Origin of the sequence: Ferviditalea candida (assembly GCF_035282765.1) — a bacterium.
Taxonomy (GTDB): domain Bacteria; phylum Bacillota; class Bacilli; order Paenibacillales; family KCTC-25726; genus Ferviditalea; species Ferviditalea candida.
In genome coordinates this window covers 55076-77538 of record NZ_JAYJLD010000017.1, presented here as the reverse complement: position 1 = coordinate 77538, position 22463 = coordinate 55076, and the positions used below count along the sequence as shown (strand labels likewise).

At 49.2% G+C, this 22463-nt stretch carries 19 protein-coding genes; 18 read left to right on the top strand and 1 reads right to left on the bottom strand.

Annotation, left to right across the window (positions count from 1 at the left end; genetic code table 11):
- Nucleotides 1-158 precede the first annotated feature (158 nt).
- From mqnC to dgoD, 16 genes are all read left to right on the top strand, one after another.
- The gene (gene mqnC / locus VF724_RS12545) at nucleotides 159-1292 is read left to right on the top strand and encodes a cyclic dehypoxanthinyl futalosine synthase (RefSeq protein ID WP_371754592.1); all 1134 of its coding nucleotides are present in this window, start codon (nucleotides 159-161) and stop codon (nucleotides 1290-1292) included.
- A gap of 90 nt (nucleotides 1293-1382) precedes the next feature.
- Entirely contained in the window at nucleotides 1383-2315 is a 933-nt protein-coding gene (gene ytxC, locus VF724_RS12540; protein WP_371754591.1) for a sporulation protein YtxC, read from the top strand.
- Nucleotides 2316-2711: 396 nt separating this feature from the next.
- Nucleotides 2712-4652: a threonine--tRNA ligase gene (gene thrS, locus VF724_RS12535; RefSeq protein ID WP_371754602.1), complete on the top strand. Its 1941-nt coding sequence runs from the start codon at nucleotides 2712-2714 to the stop codon at nucleotides 4650-4652.
- Between the two features lie 184 nt (nucleotides 4653-4836).
- Nucleotides 4837-5544, top strand: a complete 708-nt coding sequence (locus tag VF724_RS12530; protein WP_371754590.1) for a 3D domain-containing protein — start codon at nucleotides 4837-4839, stop codon at nucleotides 5542-5544.
- A gap of 159 nt (nucleotides 5545-5703) precedes the next feature.
- Nucleotides 5704-6231, top strand: coding sequence for an RNA polymerase sigma factor (locus tag VF724_RS12525; protein ID WP_371754589.1), 528 nt, complete (start codon nucleotides 5704-5706; stop codon nucleotides 6229-6231).
- A gap of 354 nt (nucleotides 6232-6585) precedes the next feature.
- Nucleotides 6586-8154 carry a methyl-accepting chemotaxis protein gene (locus VF724_RS12520; protein WP_371754588.1) on the top strand — a complete coding sequence of 523 codons (1569 nt, stop codon included), beginning with the start codon at nucleotides 6586-6588 and terminating at the stop codon, nucleotides 8152-8154.
- Nucleotides 8155-8228: 74 nt separating this feature from the next.
- The gene (locus VF724_RS12515; RefSeq protein WP_371754587.1) at nucleotides 8229-8576 is read left to right on the top strand and encodes a hypothetical protein; all 348 of its coding nucleotides are present in this window, start codon (nucleotides 8229-8231) and stop codon (nucleotides 8574-8576) included.
- Between the two features lie 224 nt (nucleotides 8577-8800).
- Nucleotides 8801-9571 carry an IclR family transcriptional regulator gene (locus VF724_RS12510; protein ID WP_371754586.1) on the top strand — a complete coding sequence of 257 codons (771 nt, stop codon included), beginning with the start codon at nucleotides 8801-8803 and terminating at the stop codon, nucleotides 9569-9571.
- Between the two features lie 71 nt (nucleotides 9572-9642).
- Entirely contained in the window at nucleotides 9643-10290 is a 648-nt protein-coding gene (locus VF724_RS12505) for a bifunctional 4-hydroxy-2-oxoglutarate aldolase/2-dehydro-3-deoxy-phosphogluconate aldolase (RefSeq protein ID WP_371754585.1), read from the top strand.
- A 14-nt stretch (nucleotides 10291-10304) separates the two neighbouring features.
- On the top strand, nucleotides 10305-11321 hold the full coding sequence (locus tag VF724_RS12500) for a 2-dehydro-3-deoxygalactonokinase (protein ID WP_371754584.1): 1017 nt from the start codon (nucleotides 10305-10307) through the stop codon (nucleotides 11319-11321).
- Between the two features lie 85 nt (nucleotides 11322-11406).
- Nucleotides 11407-12420, top strand: a complete 1014-nt coding sequence (locus tag VF724_RS12495) for an ABC transporter substrate-binding protein (protein WP_371754583.1) — start codon at nucleotides 11407-11409, stop codon at nucleotides 12418-12420.
- Between the two features lie 63 nt (nucleotides 12421-12483).
- The gene (locus VF724_RS12490) at nucleotides 12484-14010 is read left to right on the top strand and encodes a sugar ABC transporter ATP-binding protein (RefSeq protein WP_371754582.1); all 1527 of its coding nucleotides are present in this window, start codon (nucleotides 12484-12486) and stop codon (nucleotides 14008-14010) included.
- A gap of 12 nt (nucleotides 14011-14022) precedes the next feature.
- Nucleotides 14023-14964 carry an ABC transporter permease gene (locus tag VF724_RS12485; RefSeq protein ID WP_371754581.1) on the top strand — a complete coding sequence of 314 codons (942 nt, stop codon included), beginning with the start codon at nucleotides 14023-14025 and terminating at the stop codon, nucleotides 14962-14964.
- 15 nt (nucleotides 14965-14979) lie between these two features.
- Entirely contained in the window at nucleotides 14980-15978 is a 999-nt protein-coding gene (locus VF724_RS12480; protein WP_371754580.1) for an ABC transporter permease, read from the top strand.
- Nucleotides 15979-16018: 40 nt separating this feature from the next.
- Nucleotides 16019-16840: an MBL fold metallo-hydrolase gene (locus VF724_RS12475; protein ID WP_371754579.1), complete on the top strand. Its 822-nt coding sequence runs from the start codon at nucleotides 16019-16021 to the stop codon at nucleotides 16838-16840.
- Nucleotides 16841-16978: 138 nt separating this feature from the next.
- On the top strand, nucleotides 16979-18127 hold the full coding sequence (gene dgoD, locus VF724_RS12470) for a galactonate dehydratase (RefSeq protein WP_371754578.1): 1149 nt from the start codon (nucleotides 16979-16981) through the stop codon (nucleotides 18125-18127).
- A gap of 180 nt (nucleotides 18128-18307) precedes the next feature.
- Here dgoD and VF724_RS12465 read toward each other — a convergent pair whose 3' ends face one another.
- Nucleotides 18308-19600, bottom strand: coding sequence for an ammonium transporter (locus VF724_RS12465; RefSeq protein ID WP_371754577.1), 1293 nt, complete (start codon nucleotides 19598-19600; stop codon nucleotides 18308-18310).
- 640 nt (nucleotides 19601-20240) lie between these two features.
- Between VF724_RS12465 and VF724_RS12460 the strand changes: the two genes are divergently transcribed.
- Both VF724_RS12460 and VF724_RS12455 read left to right on the top strand, forming a co-directional pair.
- Nucleotides 20241-20654 carry a YugN family protein gene (locus tag VF724_RS12460; RefSeq protein WP_371754576.1) on the top strand — a complete coding sequence of 138 codons (414 nt, stop codon included), beginning with the start codon at nucleotides 20241-20243 and terminating at the stop codon, nucleotides 20652-20654.
- 147 nt (nucleotides 20655-20801) lie between these two features.
- Nucleotides 20802-22364, top strand: coding sequence for a S1C family serine protease (locus tag VF724_RS12455; RefSeq protein ID WP_371754575.1), 1563 nt, complete (start codon nucleotides 20802-20804; stop codon nucleotides 22362-22364).
- Nucleotides 22365-22463: the final 99 nt, after the last annotated feature.

The following is a 22463-nucleotide window of genomic DNA, read 5'->3' as shown; positions in this document are numbered from 1 at the left end:
GTGTGTTATGGAGATAAAATCCACGAAAACTGATTCACAGCCCCGCCGCCAAGTGAGAAATGTTAATGACTTGATCGGGCCGAATATGATACGATGAAATTTAAGCGGAAGCACAGTCAACTGCAAGCCGCCTTATTTCGTTTGCAGGGAGGAATACCATGAGCGCAATCGATTCGATCTTAACGAAAGCTCTTGCAGGGGAACGGCTTGGATTGGAAGAAGGCGTGGCTTTATTCGAATCTGACGAAATCGAGAAAATGGGCGATGCCGCCAACCGCATCATGCAGCAGCTTCATCCGGAGCCGGTGACGACGTTCGTTATTGGGAGAAATGTCAATTATACGAATGTCTGCGATACGTATTGCAAGTTTTGCGCTTTTTACCGGGCGCAGGGATCCGAAGAAGGGTATGTGCTTTCGGACGAGGCTATTTTCCGGAAAATTCAAGAAAGCATCGATGTCGGCGGTACGGAAATTTTAATGCAGGGTGGCACGCATCCCGGTCTGCCGTTCAGCTACTATACCGATTTGTTGAAGGAAATCAAAAAACGGTTCACAATTCATATGCATTCTTTTTCTCCTGCGGAGATCATGAAAATGAAGGAAGTATCCGGTTTGCCGCTGGTGGAAGTCATCCGTCAGCTGCGGGATGCCGGTCTGGATTCGATCCCCGGCGGGGGGGCGGAAATCCTGGACGACCGTATCCGGCGAAAAGTCAGCCGGTTGAAGGGTTCTTGGCGGGATTGGATGAATGTGATGCAAACGGCCCACAGGCTTGGGATGCACACGACAGGCACGATGGTGATCGGGCTCGGAGAAACCTTCGAGGAGCGGGTCAAGCATTTGCTGCGCATTCGCGATGCACAGGATGAGTGCCTTGCCGGCGGTTGGGATAGCCCCGGGTTTCTGGCTTTTATTCCGTGGACGTTTCAGCCGGACAACACGAATCTAAAGGGGGAAAGACAGGGACCTGATCAGTATTTGAAGACGGTGGCCATCAGCCGGCTTATGCTTGATAATATCCCCAATCTGCAGTCCTCATGGGTTACGATGGGACCGGAAGTCGGCAAGCTTTCCCTCCAATACGGATGCAACGACTTCGGCAGCACGATGATGGAGGAAAACGTGGTGTCGGCTGCCGGAACTACGCATAAGGTGAATATTGAATTGATTCTGAAACTGATACGCGAAGCGGGGAAAATTCCCGCTCAGCGAAATACCCGATATGAAATCATCCGGACATTTGACGATGAAAACGATCGGGTGGAAAAGGATTTCGTTCTGCAAAACTAATCAATTAATCACATATATTCCCGTCGTAAAAATTGTATATCTCCTTTCGTTTGACCATATACTGTGTAAGAACGAAAGGAGCGGTGGGTTATGCAATTATTTTCGATCATTGTTCAAACACGGCGTCACCGGCTTGATCATCTGTTCCAATGGCTTTCCGGCAGCTTCGCGGAAGTGCCCTTGCTGAACGGGAAAGTCGAGTGGGAGCTGCTGTCTTCCGAACCGTTTGGCGCGATTGTGTGCAAAGCGGTTCTTCCCCGTTTTCAGCTGCAAAAACATGGTCAAGCCGTGTATCGGCACGCAGCTGACAGTTTGGCCGATTATATTATTGAGGGAATGGAAGAACAATTGCTGCGCGGTATGATTGTCAAAGAGTTCGGCTACGAGGAAAAAACGGAAATCGAAAAAATTGCGTGCTTTTGTGCCGAATTTTTGAATGAAACCCCTCCCGGCGTTGAAGCGGGCAACGTTGCAACGAGGAATTCCCACTCCCGCCGCAAATCGAAAATCGTTCAACATTTGGAAAGTTATCTTGAGTCCCATACGGAGCTTAATCTTGACGGTTTCGTCCGATTCAGGCTTCAAGCTTATTTCGAGGATCTGAAAAGCGCGGTCGGCTGCGCTGTCGACGAATATTTGATGGATAAGCAGTATCAGGAATTTATTTCGCTGTTGAAATATTTTGTATATATCCAGGAAAGCAAAATCCCTGCCGCACATTTGATGCACAAGGGAGATCAACAATTTATACTCCTTAACGAACGGATGAAGCCCATTGATGTCGGGGTGCCGGACGGACTGACGGTAGAAATGCCCGACAAGGAATTCCAATGCGAGGATATGATCGTCAGCACATTGATTTCAATTTCCCCGGAACGGGTGTTTATTCATACCAGGGAACCGCAGCAGCAAATTATCAACACCATTGGGCAAATTTTTGAAAACCGTACAAGCATCTGCACGAATTGTCCCCACTGCCGCCGATTTCTGGGGAAGAAAAACCGGAACCTTCTTTATCCTTGACCTTCCCGTTAAATCAAGCTATAATTAATTTTCAAAAGCTTGTCAAATTCTTGTAAAGACCGCTATCAAAGACATGAGTTCCTGCGGGGAATTGTTCAGAGAGAGGGGACTAAGGGCTCGCGATGCCTAAGGCTGAAATCCCCTTCAATTCAGCAGTGAATTTACCGCTTTGTAGTCGTGAACGGGAACGTTCCTTCGGCATTGCCGCTGGCGGGACCGAGTATCGTTCAACGGTTCATTCCCGTTACAGAATGCTGATGAGTATCCGAACCGCAGGCAATCTGCGGACAGGATTGAATTAGGGTGGAACCACGGGTAAAGCGCACTCGTCCCTTGCGGGAACGTGCGTTTTTTTGTTGCTTTAAATTTATGCCAAATTGGAGGATGGATCAGATGATGACCGTAAAAGCAGTTTTCCCGGATGGAGCTGTCAGGGAATATGCAAAGGGAACGACAGTTGAGCAGGTGGCGGAATCAATCGGCGGCAGCCTGAAGAAAAACGCGATTGCCGGTAAAATTAACGGTAAAGTTGTGGATCTGTATGCTTCGATTCATGAGGATTCGGCTATCGAAATTATTACTCCGGAGAGCGAGGACGGACTTGAGGTGTACCGGCACAGCACGGCGCATTTGATGGCGCAGGCCGTCAAACGGATTTTTGCCGATGAGAATGTCAAGCTGGGGATCGGTCCGGTTATAGAGGACGGATTTTATTACGATATTGATATGGACCGCTCGCTTACGCCCGAGGATTTGGAAGCAATCGAGAAGGAAATGGACGTCATTATCAAGGAGGATTTGCCGATCCGCAGGCGCGAGGTCAGCAGGGAAGAAGCTTTGGGCATTTACACGGAAATCGGCGATTATCTGAAGCTGGAACTGATTCGCGATCTTCCCGAAGATGCAGTGATTTCCATTTATGATCAAGGTGAATTTTTCGATCTGTGCAAAGGTCCGCACCTGCCCTCCACCGGCAGGATCAAAGCATTCAAGCTGCTTAGTATCGCCGGCGCGTATTGGCGCGGCGACTCGAAAAACAAAATGCTGCAGCGGATCTATGGAACATCCTTTCCGAAAAAAACGCAATTGGAAGAACATCTGCATTTGTTGGAGGAAGCCAAAAAACGGGATCACCGCAAGCTTGGCAGGGAGCTTAAGATTTTTTCCTTTTCGAGAGAAGTGGGTCAGGGCTTGCCGCTTTGGCTGCCTAACGGCGCAAAGCTGCGCCGTACGCTGGAGAGATACATTGTCGATATGGAAGAAAGATTGGGCTATCAGCATGTTTACACACCGGTATTGGCGAACGTGGAGCTTTATAAAACCTCCGGCCATTGGGAGCATTATCATGAGGATATGTTTCCGCTAATGGAAATGGACAATGAAGAGTTGGTCCTGCGGCCGATGAACTGTCCTCACCACATGATGGTTTTTAAAAGCGATTTGCGAAGCTACCGGGATCTTCCTTTGCGCATAGCAGAACTCGGAATGATGCATCGTTACGAAATGTCCGGCGCGTTGACCGGATTGCACCGGGTGCGTGCGATGACGCTGAATGACGCTCATATTTTCTGCCGCCCCGATCAAATCAAGGACGAATTCTCGCGCGTAGTCAACTTGATTAGCAAGGTTTATGAGGATTTCGGCATCAAGGAATACCGTTTCCGTTTGTCCTACCGCGATCCGCAGGATACGGAGAAATATTATCCGAACAATGAAATGTGGGAGATGTCGCAGCGCATGCTTAGAGAAGTGGTTGAGGAGCTTGATCTGCCATATTTCGAGGCGGAAGGTGAAGCCGCTTTTTACGGTCCGAAGCTGGATGTGCAGATCAAAACCGCATTGGGAAAAGAGGAAACCTTGTCCACGGCCCAATTGGATTTTCTGCTTCCGGAACGCTTTGGTCTCGAATATGTCGGAGAAGACGGTCAAAAGCACCGTCCGGTTGTAATCCATCGCGGCATCATCAGCACGATGGAGCGGATGACCGCTTTCCTGCTGGAGAATTTCACCGGAGCGCTCCCCGTGTGGCTGTCGCCGGTTCAAGCCCGGGTTATTCCGGTATCCCATCTGTTTGCGGATTATGCGAATGAGGCAGCCGAGAAGCTGAAGGAAGCCGGCATTCGTGCGGAGGCCGATCCACGCAATGAAAAATTAGGCTATAAAATCAGGGAGGCCCAACTGGACAAAATTCCGTATATGCTCGTTGTCGGGGAAAGTGAAAAGAATAACGGCACTTTTTCCGTACGCCGTCGCGGCAAAGGGGATTTGGGCGGGCAAAAAATCAGCGAAGCCATCGAATTGATCCTGTCGGATATTCACAATAAAGTCATCGATTAAGGGCTCGCGCAGTAAACTTTTGGAGGCAAAGGTTCAAGCGATTTAATTGATCTTTGCCACCAATCTATGTGGAAGTTGTTTCATCCCGATGCCTAATGATGTCAGTACTGCTCCGGCGACCTGCGGCGAGCGTATAAATCATGAAAATTTTGGACACCCTCTTCTATAGGGGGAGGTATCCAGAATGTTATTCCAAACGATAAGTCATGCCAGATGGATCACTCTGACGGTGCTTATCATCATTGTGTTGACGGTCATGGGACCGCTGGAGCAACCGGCTCTGGACAAGGGCGAGGCGAATGCCGCGGAAAGGCCCCCAATCCAGAATGCATTCCGGCTGCTGAGGACTCAGGACAAGCCTGCAGATGTAATTGGAGTCGACAGGGACAAGACACAGACCCGCGTGAACAGCCGCGAGATTAGCCGCAGGGACAGACAATCGGCGGGGCAGCTCAACCCGTTAATGGCGGCATTATCGTCCGGTCCGCTGGTTTTGAAGGACATGGAGGTTGTCGCCACCGGATATACGGCCGGTCCGGAATCGACCGGGAAGAATATTGGTCATCCGGAATATGGCCTCACTTATTCGGGAGTGCGGGTGAGGAGAAGCCTCGTCTCGACGATTGCCGCCGATCCGAAAGTTTTTCCGTTGGGCTCGCTGCTGTATATTCCCGGATACGGATACGGCGTTGTGGCGGACATCGGTTCTGCCATAAAGGGCAACAGAATTGATCTCTATTTCGAAACCAAGGATCAGGTATACTCGGAATGGGGTAAAAAGAAAGTGAAAATTTTGGTAGTCCGCAGAGGCGACGGAAAAGTGACGGAGCAGATGATAGACCTGCTGAATGAAGCTTTCATCCGGCAGAAGAATAAACCCTCGGTAATGTAACCGGTAATGTAGTTCATGGACATACTCGTAACGAAGCGTAAGATTTCGATATTTTACGCTTCTTTTTTTTTGAATGTATATCTGTTACAATTAAGTTAACAAAAGTAAACCATTATCATTGCCCAAAATATATCCTTAATCAGATATGGGAGTCAATTTATGAAATGGGATCAATTTTTGGATACGGAACAAATGGATACGTCCGAGCGGGAAGAGCTGACGAATGAACTGTATCGGCAAATGTTCATTGTGGCTTATTCCAAAGTCAGCAACAAAATGGATGCGCTTGACGTCGTTCAGGAATCCTGGCTGAAAATTTTACAGAGCATTGACAGCCTGAAGGATCCGGAAAAAATTCTCCAGTGGGCGAAGGTCATCGTGTCGAATACGGCCAACAATCTGCTTCGGCGCAAATTGGCACTGCAAATGGTGCCGCTCTCGATGGATATGCCGGATATTGAAGGCGGTTTCATCGATTCCCGGATTGACGAGCTGGTGATGCGCGAGGAAATTATAGAAAGCATTGCCCAATTGGATCAGACCACGGGCAGAATGCTGATCTGCAAATATTATTACGGCTGGAAGGACAAGGATATTGCGGCCAGTCTGGATTGTCCGGTCGGTACGGTCAAAGCCAAAATCCACAGGGGCAAAGACAGGCTGAGAGCCATTTTATTAAAGGATTGAACCGATCGGTTCAATAAATTGCTCTTGTATAAAAAGCCCCCCGGGTTCAAATAATACTTTTGGGTTAAAGGCCCAACGGTTATGATCCTAGGCGGGGAGGTGATTCCAGTGGCGAAAAATAAAAACAACAACGCGAAAAATAACAATAATAAATACAATGCGGAGTTTGCCGAGGAAGTAAATGTTGCCAACACCAAGATGGCGCAGAATGAAAATGCAAACAAATAGTCAAATTCGGTAACCGTAACGACAAGAGGGATGCAGGCAAGAGGGAAGCGGTCCCTCTTTTGTTTTTCTTGTCAAGCTTGTATATGTCATATATAATAACACAAAACAGAGATGGTGGTGTTATATATGCGCGAAATGGTTAAAATACCTAACATCAATCTGCGGAATTTGGGGTTATTCTTTTTGTTTGTTGGAAACTCGGTGCTGCTTTTTACCATCCCCCCGTGGATGAGTGTTATTACAACGTTATTTTTATTTACATATCAATATTCGGTGAATAGGGGAGCCTGCAAGGAGCGGAATGAGACGCCGTCCTCCGTTTCTTCGATTTCTGAAGAGCATGTCCGCCAATTTGTCAATGAATCGCAGGTTGCCGCTGATCGATTGGCGGCTGTGGTAGAGACGGTGAATGAGTCGATCGAACGTTTGACGGGGATTACCGATTACTCAACCCAGCAGGAGCATCGGCTTCGAGGGCAGAGTCAACTGGTCATGGAGCGGATGGATGAGGTTTTTGCTTCCCTGCAGGAAGTGTCGGCCTCTGCTGAGCAAGTGCTGGAGTCATCGGTTGACATGGGTAATCAGAGCACGTTGACGCGGGACGTTGTGGTTGATGTGCGGAATTCGCTGTTGAAAACCAATAGAGTCATGAACAAGCTGCTGGAAATGAACCATCATATGGATCGGCGAATTTCCGATTTGAAGCAGCATACCACCCGTGTTGAAGAAATCAACAGACTGATCATCGAGGTAGTGGAACAGACCTCGCTGCTTGCATTGAATGCGTCGATAGAAGCTGCGAGGGCCGGTGAAAAGGGACAAGGCTTTGCCGTAGTGGCGCGGGAAATCAAAAGGCTCGCGGAGCAAAGCAAAGAAGCGGTCGTCAAGTCGTCGGTTGTGCTCTCCTCTATAGAGCAGGGAGTCAGAGGAGTTGTGGTTTCAATGGGCAATGAGAAACAGGCGGTCATTGAAATCAACGGTGAAATTGAACAGGTTATGGCAAGAATGGACGAGATTTTTAATCGGGTTGTTCAAGTCCATTCGCGGGTAAGTGCTGCAACGGAGTCAAGCCGGACACAATCCAGCTTGACGATGGATTCCGTATTCAAGCTGAAGAATGTGGTGGAAATCGCCGGAAATACGTTGGCAAGCGTCGATCAGGCGTTGGAGCAAATGGAGATGCAGCGCAAGCAGATCAGCGATCTGAAAGTCGTAAGCAGCAATCTGCAGAAGGTGTCTGGGGAAATGATGGCTTCCGTGCATGGTTTGGGCTTGAATGAAAGCAATGCCGCCGCTTCCGACCGCGTTCTTCGATGGGGCCAGGAATTTATCGGCCGGATTTCGGAAGTTTCTGAGGTTAGAAGCATGGACGAGCAGATCCATGCGGCATGGTTTTCCCGCTGTATTCAAGAGACGGCGGAAATTGAGGCGATCTGGTCAAATCGTTCCGACGGTTCCTTTATTTGCTCGATACCTGAAGCGGGATTGATGAATGCAAGAGGGCGGGAATGGTGGAAAAGGGCAATGAATGGGGAAACGTTTGTTTCCGCACCGTACATTTCATCGATCACGAAGCAGCCTTGCGTGACCATCTCCAAGGCCATTGTGGACGAAAAGGGCAATTATCTGGGGATCATCGGCATTGATTTGTCATTGAAAAGTACTTTGCATGGAGAAGCAAATGGTGTAAAATAAGAATATGTAAAATAAGTTGACACAGGCAGATATGAGATTTCCCATACATCATTTATGCAAGGAGTCTGAGGGCTATGCGCAGAAAAGCGGCCGAAGTTTTTCCGTTTCTCGAGGCTTATATTGAAAAAAGAGAAGCGCAGATACTTGAATTGGAGCAGGTGATCGAACGCTACGAAAAAAGGCGGCAAATGGAAGAAAGAGCGTTCCAGTCCATGTCTCCGCTGCGAAAAATGCTGACAGGCAAAAAACCGGATCACCACGTTGCCGTTGAGTATATTCACTATGTCAAAAAGCCGATGGAAAGCATCCGCAGGCTTCGGCTTGAAATCGAGACGACCAAACAACTAATGGATTCCAAAAAATCCGACGATTTAATTGATCTTGCCGAATGGATTGAAAAGGAGATTTTGTTTGGCTCCTGAAAAATAAACCTATAAATGGCGCGAACCGTCCTTCGACAAAAGGGGCGGATTTTTTTGTCCAATATTTGGTTTGCAGATCTGATTCGACAAATATTGACGCAGTTCCTTTCATCCTGTATGATGTAAGGAGAAATTTCAGAACAGCGTTCCGTAATAAGGTACAAGCAGGCGAAAGAGAGTGCTTGCCCCGAACGACAACTCTTTCCAAATGAAGAGGTGCAGCGATGGATAGTAAAACGACGACGGTCCAATCTGTAGACAGAGCGCTGCAGATACTGGATTTATTGCAGGAAAAACCAGGCGGTTTGGGCGTGACTGAGCTGTCCAAGCTGTTGGATGTAGCCAAGAGCACAACCCACCGTCTTTTGTCGTCCCTTCAAGCGAAAGGATTCGTCAAGCAGGATAAACAAACGGGAAAGTACTCGCTGGGTCTGCGTTTAGTCGAATTGGGAAATGAGATTGTGCAGTCATTGGATATCAGAAAGGTAGCCTCCCCATATTTATCGAAGCTTGTTGGGGAAATTGGCGAAACCGCCCATCTGGTCATTCATGAAGAGGGAGAAGTCGTTTATATCGACAAGCTGGAGAGCACTGCTTCGCTGCGCATGTATTCCCAAATCGGACGTCATGCTCCCCTGCACTGTACCGGAGTCGGAAAAGCCATGGCAGCTTATCTTCCAGAGAATGAATTGGAGTGGATTATTCAGCACAAAGGCTTGAAGAAATTCACGCATAATACGGTCACTACAAAGGCAGAATTTATGAAAGCACTTCAGGAAATCCGGAATAAAGGATTTTCGATTGATGACGAAGAGCATGAATTGGGGATTCGATGTGCGGCAGCACCTATTTTTAATAATAACCAACAGGTTGTGGCCGGAATCAGCGTCGCCGGACCGGCGATGCGAATGACCGATGAGAAATTGGAATCCTGCGCTCAAAAAGTCACAGAGTGCGCTAACGAGATTTCGGCTTTATTGGGGTATCGCAAATAATTTTTTTGCAGTATAGTTGGAACAATGTTCCTTAATAAGGAACAAACATCGAAATGGGGAGTGCCCGCAGGATGAACAATGTGATGCAAACGATTCTTCAACACAAATTAATCGCGATCATTCGCTCCGATTCCATTACAGACATTGAAAATATCGTGGCCGCGCTTCATGACGCGGGGATTAAGGCAGTTGAAGTCACCATGAATACGCCGGACGCCTTGAAAGCGATTGAATTGTTGAGCCGTAAATACCGATCCTCCGACCTTCTGATTGGAGCCGGAACCGTATTGGAGGGGACAACGGCGAGATTGGCAATTCTGTCCGGGGCCTCTTTCCTTCTCTCTCCAACGCTTGACCAAAGTCTGATTGAAACGGCCAACCGCTATCAGGTTCCTGTAATTCCGGGCGTATTTACACCGACGGAAGTCCTGAGAGCATTCGAATGGGGAGCGCAGGCCGTCAAAATCTTCCCGGCCAGCACTGTTGGTCCGCGCTATATTAAAGAACTGAAAGCTCCCCTATCGCATGTAAACATGATTCCTGTCGGCGGCGTCAATTTGGATAATGTCAAGGATTATCTTCAGGCCGGAAGTTTTGCAGTTGGTGTAGGGTCTTCGTTGGTGAGCGCTTCATTGGTCAAACAAAAGGATTTTGAGGAAATCCGTTTGCGGGCCTCGGCATTCGTCAACCTGATTGACGGGATGAAAAATACAGATTAAGCGGTGAATGAAACATGGTTATCACAATAGACTCAGGCACAACAAATTCCAGAATCCGATTAATAGATGCCGGCGAATTTAAAGTTGTTGATACGGTCAAAGTATCCGTCGGCGTCAGAAGTACTGCAATAGAGGGGAATAATAACAGTCTGCGGGAAGGCATTGCCGAAGGCATTAAAGAAATCATCGATAGGAATGGACGGATTCCCGAGGATATTCGTTATATAGCGGCATCGGGTATGATTACCTCCAATTTGGGGCTGTATGAGGTTCCGCATTTTTATGGTGCTGCGGGTGCGGAGGAATTCGCCAAGCATTCGAGAATCGAGAGGATTCCAGAATTTTTGAATATCCCGGCCATCTTTGTTCCCGGCTTTAAAAATCAGACCGCCGTATCCGGGGACGCGGTGAACATGACCAATGAATTCGACATCATGCGGGGAGAAGAAGTGGAAACCTTAGGGCTGCTGGAACAGATGAACCTGAAGGGACCGGGAATGATGATTTTGCCGGGATCGCACACAAAATTTGTCATGGTGAATGACAGGTCGCAAATTATTGCTTGTTTATCCACGCTTGGCGGGGAAATTCTGGACGCGGTCAGCAAGCACACGATTCTTGCCAAATCGCTTGAAAAGCAGTTGATCGGGCAGGTAGAAAAGGAAGCGCTGATGAACGGTTTTTCTTGGGGACAAAGAGCAGGTCTTTCACGATCCTTGTTTCATATCAGGCTGCTTGATCTTTTCTCGGACATGACCCGAAACCAGCGGGCCAATTATATGACGGGGTCTGTAATCGCCTCCGATTTGCAGGCGATGGAGGAATTTTTGCGGATGCAGTCATCCCCGAAGCTGGATTGGATTGTCATCGGCGGCTCCAACCCGTTAAGAAAAGCTTTTGCCTATTTGCTGGAAACCACTAATTTTGCGGGAGTTGTGGAAGCAACCGACGAACAGGTGGAGCTTTCAACAGTGATCGGCTCCATTAAGATTGCCGAGATTTGTTTGGCGAATAATATACAGGCTGATTGATCCTAAAAAGGTGGTGGTGTGTTTAAAGGATAAATGAGGGGTTTTGCAAGAACGCTTTCAATCTAAAAAACAGGAGGTCAAACAAATGAAAAAATTCAGTTTCATCATGGCACTGGTACTTGTACTAAGCATGGTCGCGGTAGGTTGCGGTGGCGGCGGAAAAGAAGCAGGCGGCAATACTGAAAATGCTCCGAAAGAGAGTGCAGGAGCACAGCAGGATGCAGGAGCAAAGAAGCTTGTTATCGGATTTTCGCAAACAGATAACGGAAACCCTTGGAAAGTCGCGCAAACGAAAAGCATTAGGGAAGAAGCCAAGAAGCGCGGTTATGAACTGGTATATACCGACGCACAAGGAGACACAGCGAAGCAGTTGTCCGATGTAGAAGACATGATTGCGCGCGGCGTAAATTACATTATTCTTTCCCCGCGTGAATTTGAAGGTTTGGCGCCTGCACTGGATGCGGCTAAAAAAGCGGGAATTCCGGTGATATTGGTTGACCGCAAAGCTAAAGGAACAGCAGGTCAAGACTATTTGACCTACATCGGATCCAATTTTATTGAAGAAGGAAAGCGCGCAGGTGAATGGTTGGCCCAGGTAACTGGTGGAAAAGCTAAAATCGTGGAATTGACAGGGACAGCGGGAGCTTCCGTAGCGATTGACAGAAAGGCCGGATTTGAGCAAGCAATCAAGCCGTATAAAGATATGGAAATCATCGCTTCGCAAACGGGCAACTTTTCTCAAGCCGAAGGACAAAAGGTGATGGAGAATCTGCTTCAATCTTACGGGGACAAAATTACCGCAGTGTATGCGCATAACGACGGCATGGCTATAGGCGCCATCAATGCCATTGAAGCTGCAGGCAAGGTTCCCGGAAAAGACATTATCATCGTATCCGTTGATGGAACGAAGGATGCGCTTCAAGCCATCATTGACGGCAAAATGGGAGCAACCGTTGAATGCAGCCCGTTCTTCGGACCGCCCGCATTCGACGTCATTGAAAAGCATGCCAAGGGAGAAACCATCCAGCCGGAAATCATCAACAAGGATAATTTCTTCAATAAAGACAACGCCGCTGAATTTGTAAATAAAGCGTATTAATCTTTTGATATGGGCGGCCCCCCGCAGGGTGGCCGCCCATATTTAAGATGTCAGGAGGTCGCTATGAGTAATCCGTTGCTAAAAATGCGCGATATCAAAAAAATTTTTCCGGGCGTCATTGCGCTCGACGGAGTCGAGCTGACCTTAGAACACGGAGAAGTTCACGCCTTGATGGGTGAGAATGGCGCGGGAAAATCGACATTGATAAAAATATTGACCGGCGCTTACCAAAAAGATGGCGGTACCATTCATTTTGATCAACGAGAAGTCAATTTCAGAACCCCGATGGAAGCTCAACTGGGCGGGATCAGCACGATCTATCAAGAAGTCAGCTTAATTCCGTACTTAAGCGTAACGGAAAATATCTTCATGGGAAGAGAGCCGAAGAACAATTGGGGGATCGTCGATTGGAAAACGGCGCATCGCGAGGCCGAAGCCATTTTGGAAGATATGGGAATTCATATTGACGTCAGACGGCCCGTGCATGATCTGAGTGCAGCGGTGCAGCAAATGGTGTCCATAGCCAGAGCGGTATCGATGAAAGCGAAATTGGTTGTCATGGATGAACCGACATCGTCGTTGGATGATCAAGAAGTCAACGTGTTGTTTGGCGTTATCAACAAGCTGAAGTCCGAAGGGGTCTCCATCATTTACGTCAGCCATCGGTTGGATGAAATCTATGCCGTATGCGACAAGATTACGGTTCTTAGAGACGGTAAATATGTCGGCACATGGCCGATTGAGGAATTGCCGCAAATTAAACTGATTGCACATATGATTGGAAAAAGCGAATCCGAGGTCGAAAAATTGTCGAAGGGCAAAGAAGCGGCAAGCAAGATCCATGAAAAAGTCGTGATTCAACTTGAAGGCATAAAAAAAGGCAAAAAAGTGCAGAATATCAGCTTCGAGATCCATCGGGGCGAAGTGTTGGGCTTGGCGGGCCTGCTGGGCTCGGGAAGAACGGAGACAGCGAAGTTGATTTTCGGGGCCGATCAGCCCGAACAAGGAAGCCTGCAAATCGCAGGCCAAAACCGAAAATTCAAGAACCCGCGAGATGCCATAGCATCAGGGATCGGATTTGTTTCGGAAAACCGTAAAACCGAAGGGATTATTCCGAACATGTCCGTTCGTGAAAATATTACCATTGCTTCCCTATCCAAAATTTCCAAATTCGGCTTCATTTCCCGCAAAAAACAATCCGAAATCGTCAGCCGCTTTATTGACAGATTAAATATCAAGACACCGAATGCGGACCAAAAAATAAAAAATTTAAGCGGCGGCAACCAACAGAAAGTGCTGCTTGCCAGATGGCTGGCTCTGGAGCCAAAGCTGCTCATTCTGGACGAGCCGACAAGGGGCATCGATGTAGGCGCCAAAGCGGAGATTCACGCTTTGATTGATGAGCTCGCTCAGCAAGGCCTCAGTATATTGATGATTTCTTCCGAATTTGATGAGTTGATTCAAAATACAGACCGGATCGTTATTCTGCGGGACGGCAAAAAAATCGGAGAAGTTGACGGCTCCGAGCGCACTGAAGATCGCATCATGCACATTATTGCAGAAAATAATTCCGTTGAGCATACAGGATAGGGGGCAGTGGTGATGGGCAAAAAATTCGCAGGATTCGGCGGTGAATTCAGTCGTCGCTTTGGTCCCTCGATCGTATTGATTCTGCTCGTTTTATTTAATGCGGTTGTCACGAACAACTTTTTGGCGCCGCAAACGCTGTGGACCATCCTGCTGCATGTTTCTACAACCGCGCTGGTTGCCATCGGGATGACCATCGTTATCGCAACAGGCGGAGTCGATTTGTCGGTTGGAGCCTTGATGGCGATTGCAGCGGTAATTCCCACTTTGATCATTGACGCAAATCTGTTCGTTCTTATCTTTGTTACATTGATTGTTGCCGTTCTGATCGGATTTTTTAATGGATCTGTCATTTCCAATTTCAACGTACAGCCTATTATTGTCACTTTGGCGATGATGATCGCAGGACGCGGGATTGCGCTTGTTCTCACGGACGGCTATGTGACTTCCATCTCAAGCCCGGCGTTCGAATTTATCGGCAAAGGCAAAATCGGCATGATTCCGCTGCCGGTCATCATCATGTTCTTCGTCGTGCTTTTGGTCTATCTGATCATGAAGTATTCTGCATTCGGACGCTATGTGGAAGCCATCGGAGACAATGAGAATGCGGCTGGATTGGCAGGGATTCACGTCAAACGGATCAAAACCTATGTATATATGCTGTCTGCCGGTTTGGCCGCTTTGGCAGGATTGATTGAAACCGCCAGATTGGGCGCAGCGGATGCTACGAATATCGGTAATTTAGCCGAATTGGATGCCATCACGGCAACGGTGGTCGGGGGTACACTGATGACAGGCGGTCGTCCATATATATGGGGGACAGTGATCGGTGCGATATTAATGGGATTGATTACCGCTACCTTTAATATGAATAATATTTCTTACTCCTATTCTCTGGTTTTGAAAGCCTTCATTATTATTTTGGCGATCTATCTGCAGAGAGAGAAGCAATCGTAGGGAGATGAAAAGATAATGTCGACACCATCGAACCAGGCCATTTCAAAAAATGCAACGAACGGGTTATCCAGTTTTTTTCAAAAACACGGGTCTCTTGTCGCCCTGATTTTGATTGTGATTGCCGCCTCCCTTCGTTACGACACTTTTTTCACCCAAACCAATATTATTAATATGCTGCGGCAAAACAGCATGCTGGGCTATATCGCAATCGGCATGACATTCGTCATTCTTACCCGTGGCATCGATTTGTCCGTGGGATCGCTGCTTGCCATCAGCGCTCTTACGGCGGCCGTGATGTCGCCCTTCGGATTATTCTGGGCGCTGGCAGTTCCGATTATCGTAAGCACCGCTCTCGGTTCGGTCAACGGGCTGCTTATCGCCAAAGCGAAAATCGAACCGTTTATTGTCACACTGGCGATGATGATCGGGGTGAGAGGCTTCGTTTATGCGTATACGCATGAAAGGACGATGTCGGTCGATCCTTCCATTGCCGATGCGTTCAAGGTGTTTGGACGGGGAGTTGTGCTCGGAATCCCCGTACCCATCTGGATTTTTGCAGTTTTATTATTGCTTGCCGGAGTGGTTTTGAAGTACACCAGCTTCGGGCGGCACGTGTTTGCCGTCGGCGGCAATGAAGAGGCCAGCAAACTGATGGGACTTCGCACGGATCGCATCAAGATTCTGGTGTATGCCATCAGCGGCGGGTTGTCGGGGCTTGCCGGCATCGTACTGGCCTCGCGTTTGGGCGGAGTGGCTCAGCCTGTTGCCGGGGAGATGTGGGAATTGGATGCGATTGCTGCGGTTGCCATAGGCGGAACTCTGCTGACGGGAGGACGCGGCAGTATTTTTGGAACCTTTGTCGGGATTATGCTGATGGGGGTCATCTTAAATATCATCAACATGGAGGGCTCGATCAATTCATGGTGGCAGCCGATCATTCGCGGCCTCTTCTTGATTGTTATCGTGATTGTGCAAGCCAAATTAAACAAAGGCTCGAACAAATTGAAAGAATAAGGGTCTGCGATGCGAAGCTTATCGACTTGGAGGAATAACCATGATTTCATCTGTCAATGAAACGGCGGTTGCGGAAAATCAGGCAGCCATCTGGTTTTTGGGTTCAGCTTCCTTCGTCCTGAAATTGAACGGGAAAATCATCTATCTGGACCCCTACTTTTCAAATTGGTGCGAGGAAATCAGTCAAGGAGGACCGGTTGTGTTCAAACGGCTCCATCCTCCGGTCCTTCAGCCTGAATCGGTGACGAATGCCGACATCATCCTGGTTTCGCATGATCATGAGGATCATCTGGACAAAAAGTCGTTTCCTTCGATGATGCTTTCTTCACCGCATGCGCAAGCCGTATTGCCCCATAGATGCAAACGCATCGCCGAATCGTGGGGTGTCCGCTCCGATGCCATGCATGCGCTCGATGACGGGGAGACCATTGAATTTGACGGGGTTCAAATTGAAGCTGTAAAATCTGCGCATACTTCCTTCGAGCAGGCCGACGGGGGTCAGAGATTTTTGGGATATTTGATACGCGGCAACGGAATCACGATTTATTTTGCCGGCGATTCCGTGGTCTATGACGGAATGGCGGAGAGATTGCTGGAGGCAAAGGTTGATATCGCTCTGCTGCCGATCGTCGGCCGGGATTATTTCAGGACCAAGCTCGGCATCGTCGGAAACATGGATTACCGGGAAGCCGCGGAGCTCAGTGTGGCCATTCGGGCGCCTATGTTGATCCCTTACCATTACGATGCATTTACATGTCATAATGAAAATCCTGGCTATCTGATCGATTATTTAGCCCGTTATCATCCTTCTCAGCCGTGTCACGTCATGGCAAGGGGAGAAAAGTTGATCTGGTCCCGTTAAACGGAGAAGAAATGCGGATCCGGGAGCCTGTCCGACGGATATTTTCGTGAATTTTTATTCAAATGGAGTATGAAGGAATAAGGGGATTAACCGTAAAAATCCAATCATATTATTGGTTTGTTTAGGAGGAAACTGACGATGAAAATAACAAGGATGGAAACCTTTATCGTACCGCCCCGCTGGCTGTTTTTGAAAATTGAAACGGACGAAGGCATTGCCGGCTGGGGCGAACCGGTGGTGGAAGGCCGTGCGAATACGGTTCAGGCCGCCGTTCAAGAGCTCAGCGAATATTTGATCGGCAAGGATCCGCTGCGGATTGAGGATCATTGGCAGGTGCTGTACCGGTCCGGATTTTATCGCGGAGGCCCGATTCTGATGAGTGCCATTGCCGGGATCGACCAGGCGCTTTGGGATATTAAAGGCAAGTATTTTAATGCCCCGGTGTATCAGCTGCTGGGAGGAGCTTGCCGGGACAGCATCAGGGTCTATTCGTGGATCGGCGGGGACCGCCCGAATGATGTGGGACAGGCGGCAAAGGAAAAGGTGGCCGCCGGTTTTACCGCTGTCAAAATGAATGCAACCGAAGAGCTTCAATACATCGATTCACTGGAAAAAATCGATCAGGTCGTCGAGCGGATTGCTGCGGTTCGCGAAGCAGTCGGTAAATACGTGGGCATCGGGATAGATTTCCACGGCAGGGTTCATAAGCCGATGGCCAAAATCTTGGCAAGGGAGCTGGAGCCATACAATCCCATGTTCCTTGAAGAACCGGTACTCCCCGAGAACAATGAAGCGCTTCGGGAGATTGCGCAGCACACAAGCATTCCCATCGCTACGGGCGAAAGAATGTTTTCAAGATGGGATTTTAAACATGTGCTGTCCGACGGATACGTCGACATCATACAGCCGGATTTGTCGCATGCGGGGGGAATCACGGAGTGCAAAAAGATATTCTCCATGGCGGAGGCGTATGATGTGGCCGTAGCTCCCCACTGTCCGCTCGGTCCGATTGCTCTGGCATCATGCATCCAGGTGGATGCCACCTCCCACAATGCGGTCATCCAGGAGCAAAGTTTGGGCATTCATTACAATCAGGGCAGCGATTTGTTGGATTATCTGGCAGATCCCAATGTCTTTGATTACCGGGATGGACATGTCAAAATTCTTCAGGGTCCGGGATTGGGAATCAACATCAATGAAGACCATGTAAGGAAAATGGCGGAAACCGGACACAACTGGAAAAATCCCGTTTGGCGTCATCGCGACGGAACGGTTGCAGAGTGGTAATTGCAGTCGGAGCGGAAGGGACAAGAGAAGTGGAAGGTTAGCAGACAGGAGTAATGGGGGATGTGTGTGAGTGAAAAGCGACAGCGGTGGAACCGCAAACACATCCCCTTCTAACGTTCAAATGAATGGGTTTCCTCTTCAAGAACCGTCCGACGGACGGTTTTTCGTGCGATTTAAGGCTTAAGGGTTTTTGAAGCTGCCGATTTCGATAAAATCCTGATCCTGACTGTAGGCGGGCACACCGTGTATGCTGACGTCCAGCCCGATCAATTCCTCATCGCGGCTGACGCGAACCGGCATGATTACCCGAATGGCTTTCAATGTAATCCATGATGCTGCAAATCCCCATACGGCTGCGGTAACAAGGCCGAGCGCTTGGACGCCGAGCAATGTCCATCCGCCACCGTAAAGCAGGCCCGCATAGCCTTGACCGGCTGAATGGGCGAGCTCCGGCACGGCGAATATTCCGACAGCCAGTGTGCCGATGCTTCCGCTGATGCCGTGAACGGCGAAAGCGCCGACGGGATCGTCGATTTTTTTGCTGTCGAGCAATTCAGTCATCAGTACCATGGCAATTCCGGAAACCATGCCGATAATGATAGCGGCTGAATCGGTGACAAAGGCGCATCCTGCCGTGATTCCGACAAGTCCGGCCAGCGCCCCGTTTATCACCATCGGCGGGTCTGCTTTCCGGTATCGGAACATGGTGAACAGGATGACGGCAGCACCGCCGGAAGCCGCCGCCAACATTGTGGTGACGGCAATATGGCCGATGTTGCCGTTGATTGCGCTGAGGGTGCTGCCGGAGTTAAAGCCGAACCAGCCGAACCAAAGGATGAACGCGCCGACGGATGCCAGCGGCAGGTTCGAAGGCGGAACGACATTGGCCATGCCGTCAGCGGCATATTTGCCGATCCTCGGCCCGACAAATATGGCCGCCGCCAATGCGGCAAATCCCCCCATAGCATGGATGACGGCCGAACCGGCAAAATCGATCATCCCCAATTTGCCGAGCCATCCTCCGATACCCCAGACCCAGTGTCCTGCCAGCGGATAAATGACGCCCGTCATCACAATGGTAAACAGGATATACGCGCGAAAATGAATGCGTTCCGCGACTGCGCCCGAAACGATGGAGATGACCGCAACCACAAATGCGGTTTGAAACAGCCAGTACGTATCATGGGAAATAGAAAGCTGAATATGGGACAAGTCGCCGCCGAGCATAAAACCGCTGGTTCCCAAAATGCCAAAGGCATCTTTTCCGTACATGAGCGCAAAGCCGAAGAAATAGTAAATCAAAGCGCCGAAAGTGATATCCACGAATATTTTCATAATTATGCTGACAGCGTTTTTCTGCCGGACGAAGCCTGCTTCAAGCAGGGCGAATCCGCCTTCCATCAACAAAATCATCGCAGCGGTAAGCACGACCCATATCGTATCCAGACCGCCGGCCACTTGACTGAGGTTCATCATGCACACTTCCTTAATTGAATCTTTTTCCGTCGATCCGACAGACTCCTATAGGTCACATTCAATTCATTGTCCGACTCATTATAAATTTGCAGTGCCGTCCCTGTCAATATAACATGTCAGGTTATTTGACACAAAAAATATTTCCAAGTCTTGAAGTTACGCATCGCGAGCGCTTGGTCGAATTTTCGAAAATCCGTCCCCGGACTGATACGCCGCTCCATCTGACGCCTCTGTAAAATCGGCGCATAATCGATTAAACTGGACAATATACACATTTGCAGGCAGTTTGGAGGAAACGCCATGGACAGACGCAGATATGGAAGTGGAGGTCTGCGTATTGCTGATTGTCGGCTTGTCCGCGGGTTTCTTTGCGGCGTTGCGGCTGTAAGGGCAACTGGATGTGCTGCACCTCGGAATCCTTCAATTGGCCAAAGGAAACCTTGCGGCGAGAGTGTCCGCATCGGGCTCCTCCTTATACCTGACAGCTCAACGCGACCTGCACGATACGGTCAGCCAGCGGTTGTTCGCCATACATATGCCCGCGTTTTTTTGGATATCCTATGAACAGAAACTATGAGTCTGTGTGACGGGGGCAGCCCGTCATGCACTCAAATGTTGAACAGAGGAGGCAACTTTCATGATTCAGCTGCAGTCCGGTTTGGAGCGCCAAGAGGATGAATTTATCGAATTGAAGCAGTTTCTGGAACAAAATGAATTTACCCTGGGAGGCAATTGGGATTACGATCACGGGTACTTCGACCGGGCCTTGGATGAAGGCCGGAAAGTCTGGATTCGCATCCCCTTTCAGGTTACGGATGGGACACTGGACGCAAACGCCGAGGATCCGGAAACCAAGGTCCGCATCGGCACGCCTTTTGTATTAAAGCATCTGTATAACGAAGGGCTGGACAAAACGGCGGACATGCAAACCTCAGGCGGTCTGGTCAACCAATTTCAGGATCCCGTTGAGAGCGATGCCGCGGTGGACAACGAATGGGTGGAAAAGGCGCAAGAAATCCTTAGAGAAGTGGAAAATCGGTATTTGCAATAGATGTTTTGCTCAGTTGAGCGTTTTTTAGCTTTGTTTTAGCTGGCTTTAAGGTAGAATTAAGGTTTTCTGTGCACAATGTGAAATGTCAAGGCGGAACACAGACAGGACCACAGAAACGTTAATTCTGCCAGTGGGGAGGTAAATCGTATGGAAGATGATCAAAAACGTCGTGATTACGGCGACTTTTTCAAAGATTCGGAGCAAACGAAGCAATCCGCAGAAAACCGGCATGACAACAACGGGGAAGATGCTTATTTTTATACTTACGGCCGCGGAGGAGCATCCTCCGCTTCGGATGCCGATTCATCCGGGCGCGAAAGCGCGATGCGTCCTTCTTTCGACGAACAACCGGCAGAAGCGGAGATCACGGCTCCTCGTCCGATTCGTCCGATCAGTGGTGGCGGCGGCTCCGGCGGGGGTCAGGAAGGCGGCAACGGCCGCAGCTGGGAATTTTCCAACCCGCGCAGGCGGTCTCCGTTAAAAAGCCTGTTTGCTTCATTTATGGTCGGCGTATTGGTGATGGGCAGCCTGATGTACGTTTCCGATAAGATGAATTTGTTTACCGGCGGCGATCAGGGAATATTGACGCAAAATGTCCAGTCGGCGTCCGGGATTCCGCAAACGGACAGCGGTACAGGAATCGGAAGCGCCGCCAGCAGCGCCGCTGCTCTTGACGCGGGTCGTCCGAACAACATTTCGGGGATCGCCAAAAACGCGAGTCCTGCGGTGGTGCAAATTGAAACTTACGTGAATTCCATTCCAAGAAGCGACAACTCGTTGTTTAACGATCCATTTTTCCGCCAGTTTTTTGGAGATCGGGTTCCCGGGCAGGATTACAACAATTCGCAATCGCAAAATAACGGTAAACCGCAGCCGCTAGGCATGGGATCGGGTTTCATTTTTGACAAGTCGGGCTATATCCTCACCAATGAGCACGTCATTGATGGCGCTGATGAGATTATGGTGACGGTTGAGGGCTATGAAAAGCCGTTTAAAGCAAAATTGCTGGGATCGAGCTATGATTTGGATTTGGCTGCGTTGAAAATTGAAGGAACCAAAGATTTTCCCGTGTTGAAGCTTGGCGATGCAAACGCGCTGAGTGTCGGCGACTGGGTGGTCGCCATCGGCAATCCTTACGGATTTGACCATACCGTCACTGTCGGCGTGCTAAGTGCGAAGGAGCGCCCGATCGATATCCCGGATAACAAGGGGACTCGTCATTATCAGCATCTGCTGCAGACCGATGCCTCGATCAATCCCGGAAATTCCGGCGGTCCGCTGCTGAACCTGCAGGGCGAGGTCATCGGCATCAATACGGCCGTAAGCGCACAGGCGCAGGGAATCGGATTCGCGATCCCGACCAGCACGATTTCGTCGGTGCTGAACAACTTGAAGAACAATATCAAAGTCCCTCATCCTTACATTGGTATCGTCATGCGGGATATTCAGAAGGATTGGGTGCGGGAATTGAAGCTGGACGGCACGGACGGTGCGGTAGTCACCTCCGTCGTCCAAGGAAGCCCCGCAGACAAGGCGGGATTGCAGCCCTATGACGTCATTTTGGATGTCGACGGGGTGAAGGTCAACAATGCGGATGATCTGTCCAAAAAAATTCAGGCTCACAAAGTCGGCGAACACGTGAATCTGGGCATTGTCAGAAACGGCACAAAGATGATTACGGGAGTTACCATCGGCGACAGACCCAACTGATAGAGAATAATGGAAAAGGAAAGCAGGGAGATGCCGAAGATGAACGGCCGGCTGCCTGCTTTCCTTTTCATCTACCGCTAAAAAAGAACTTGACAACAT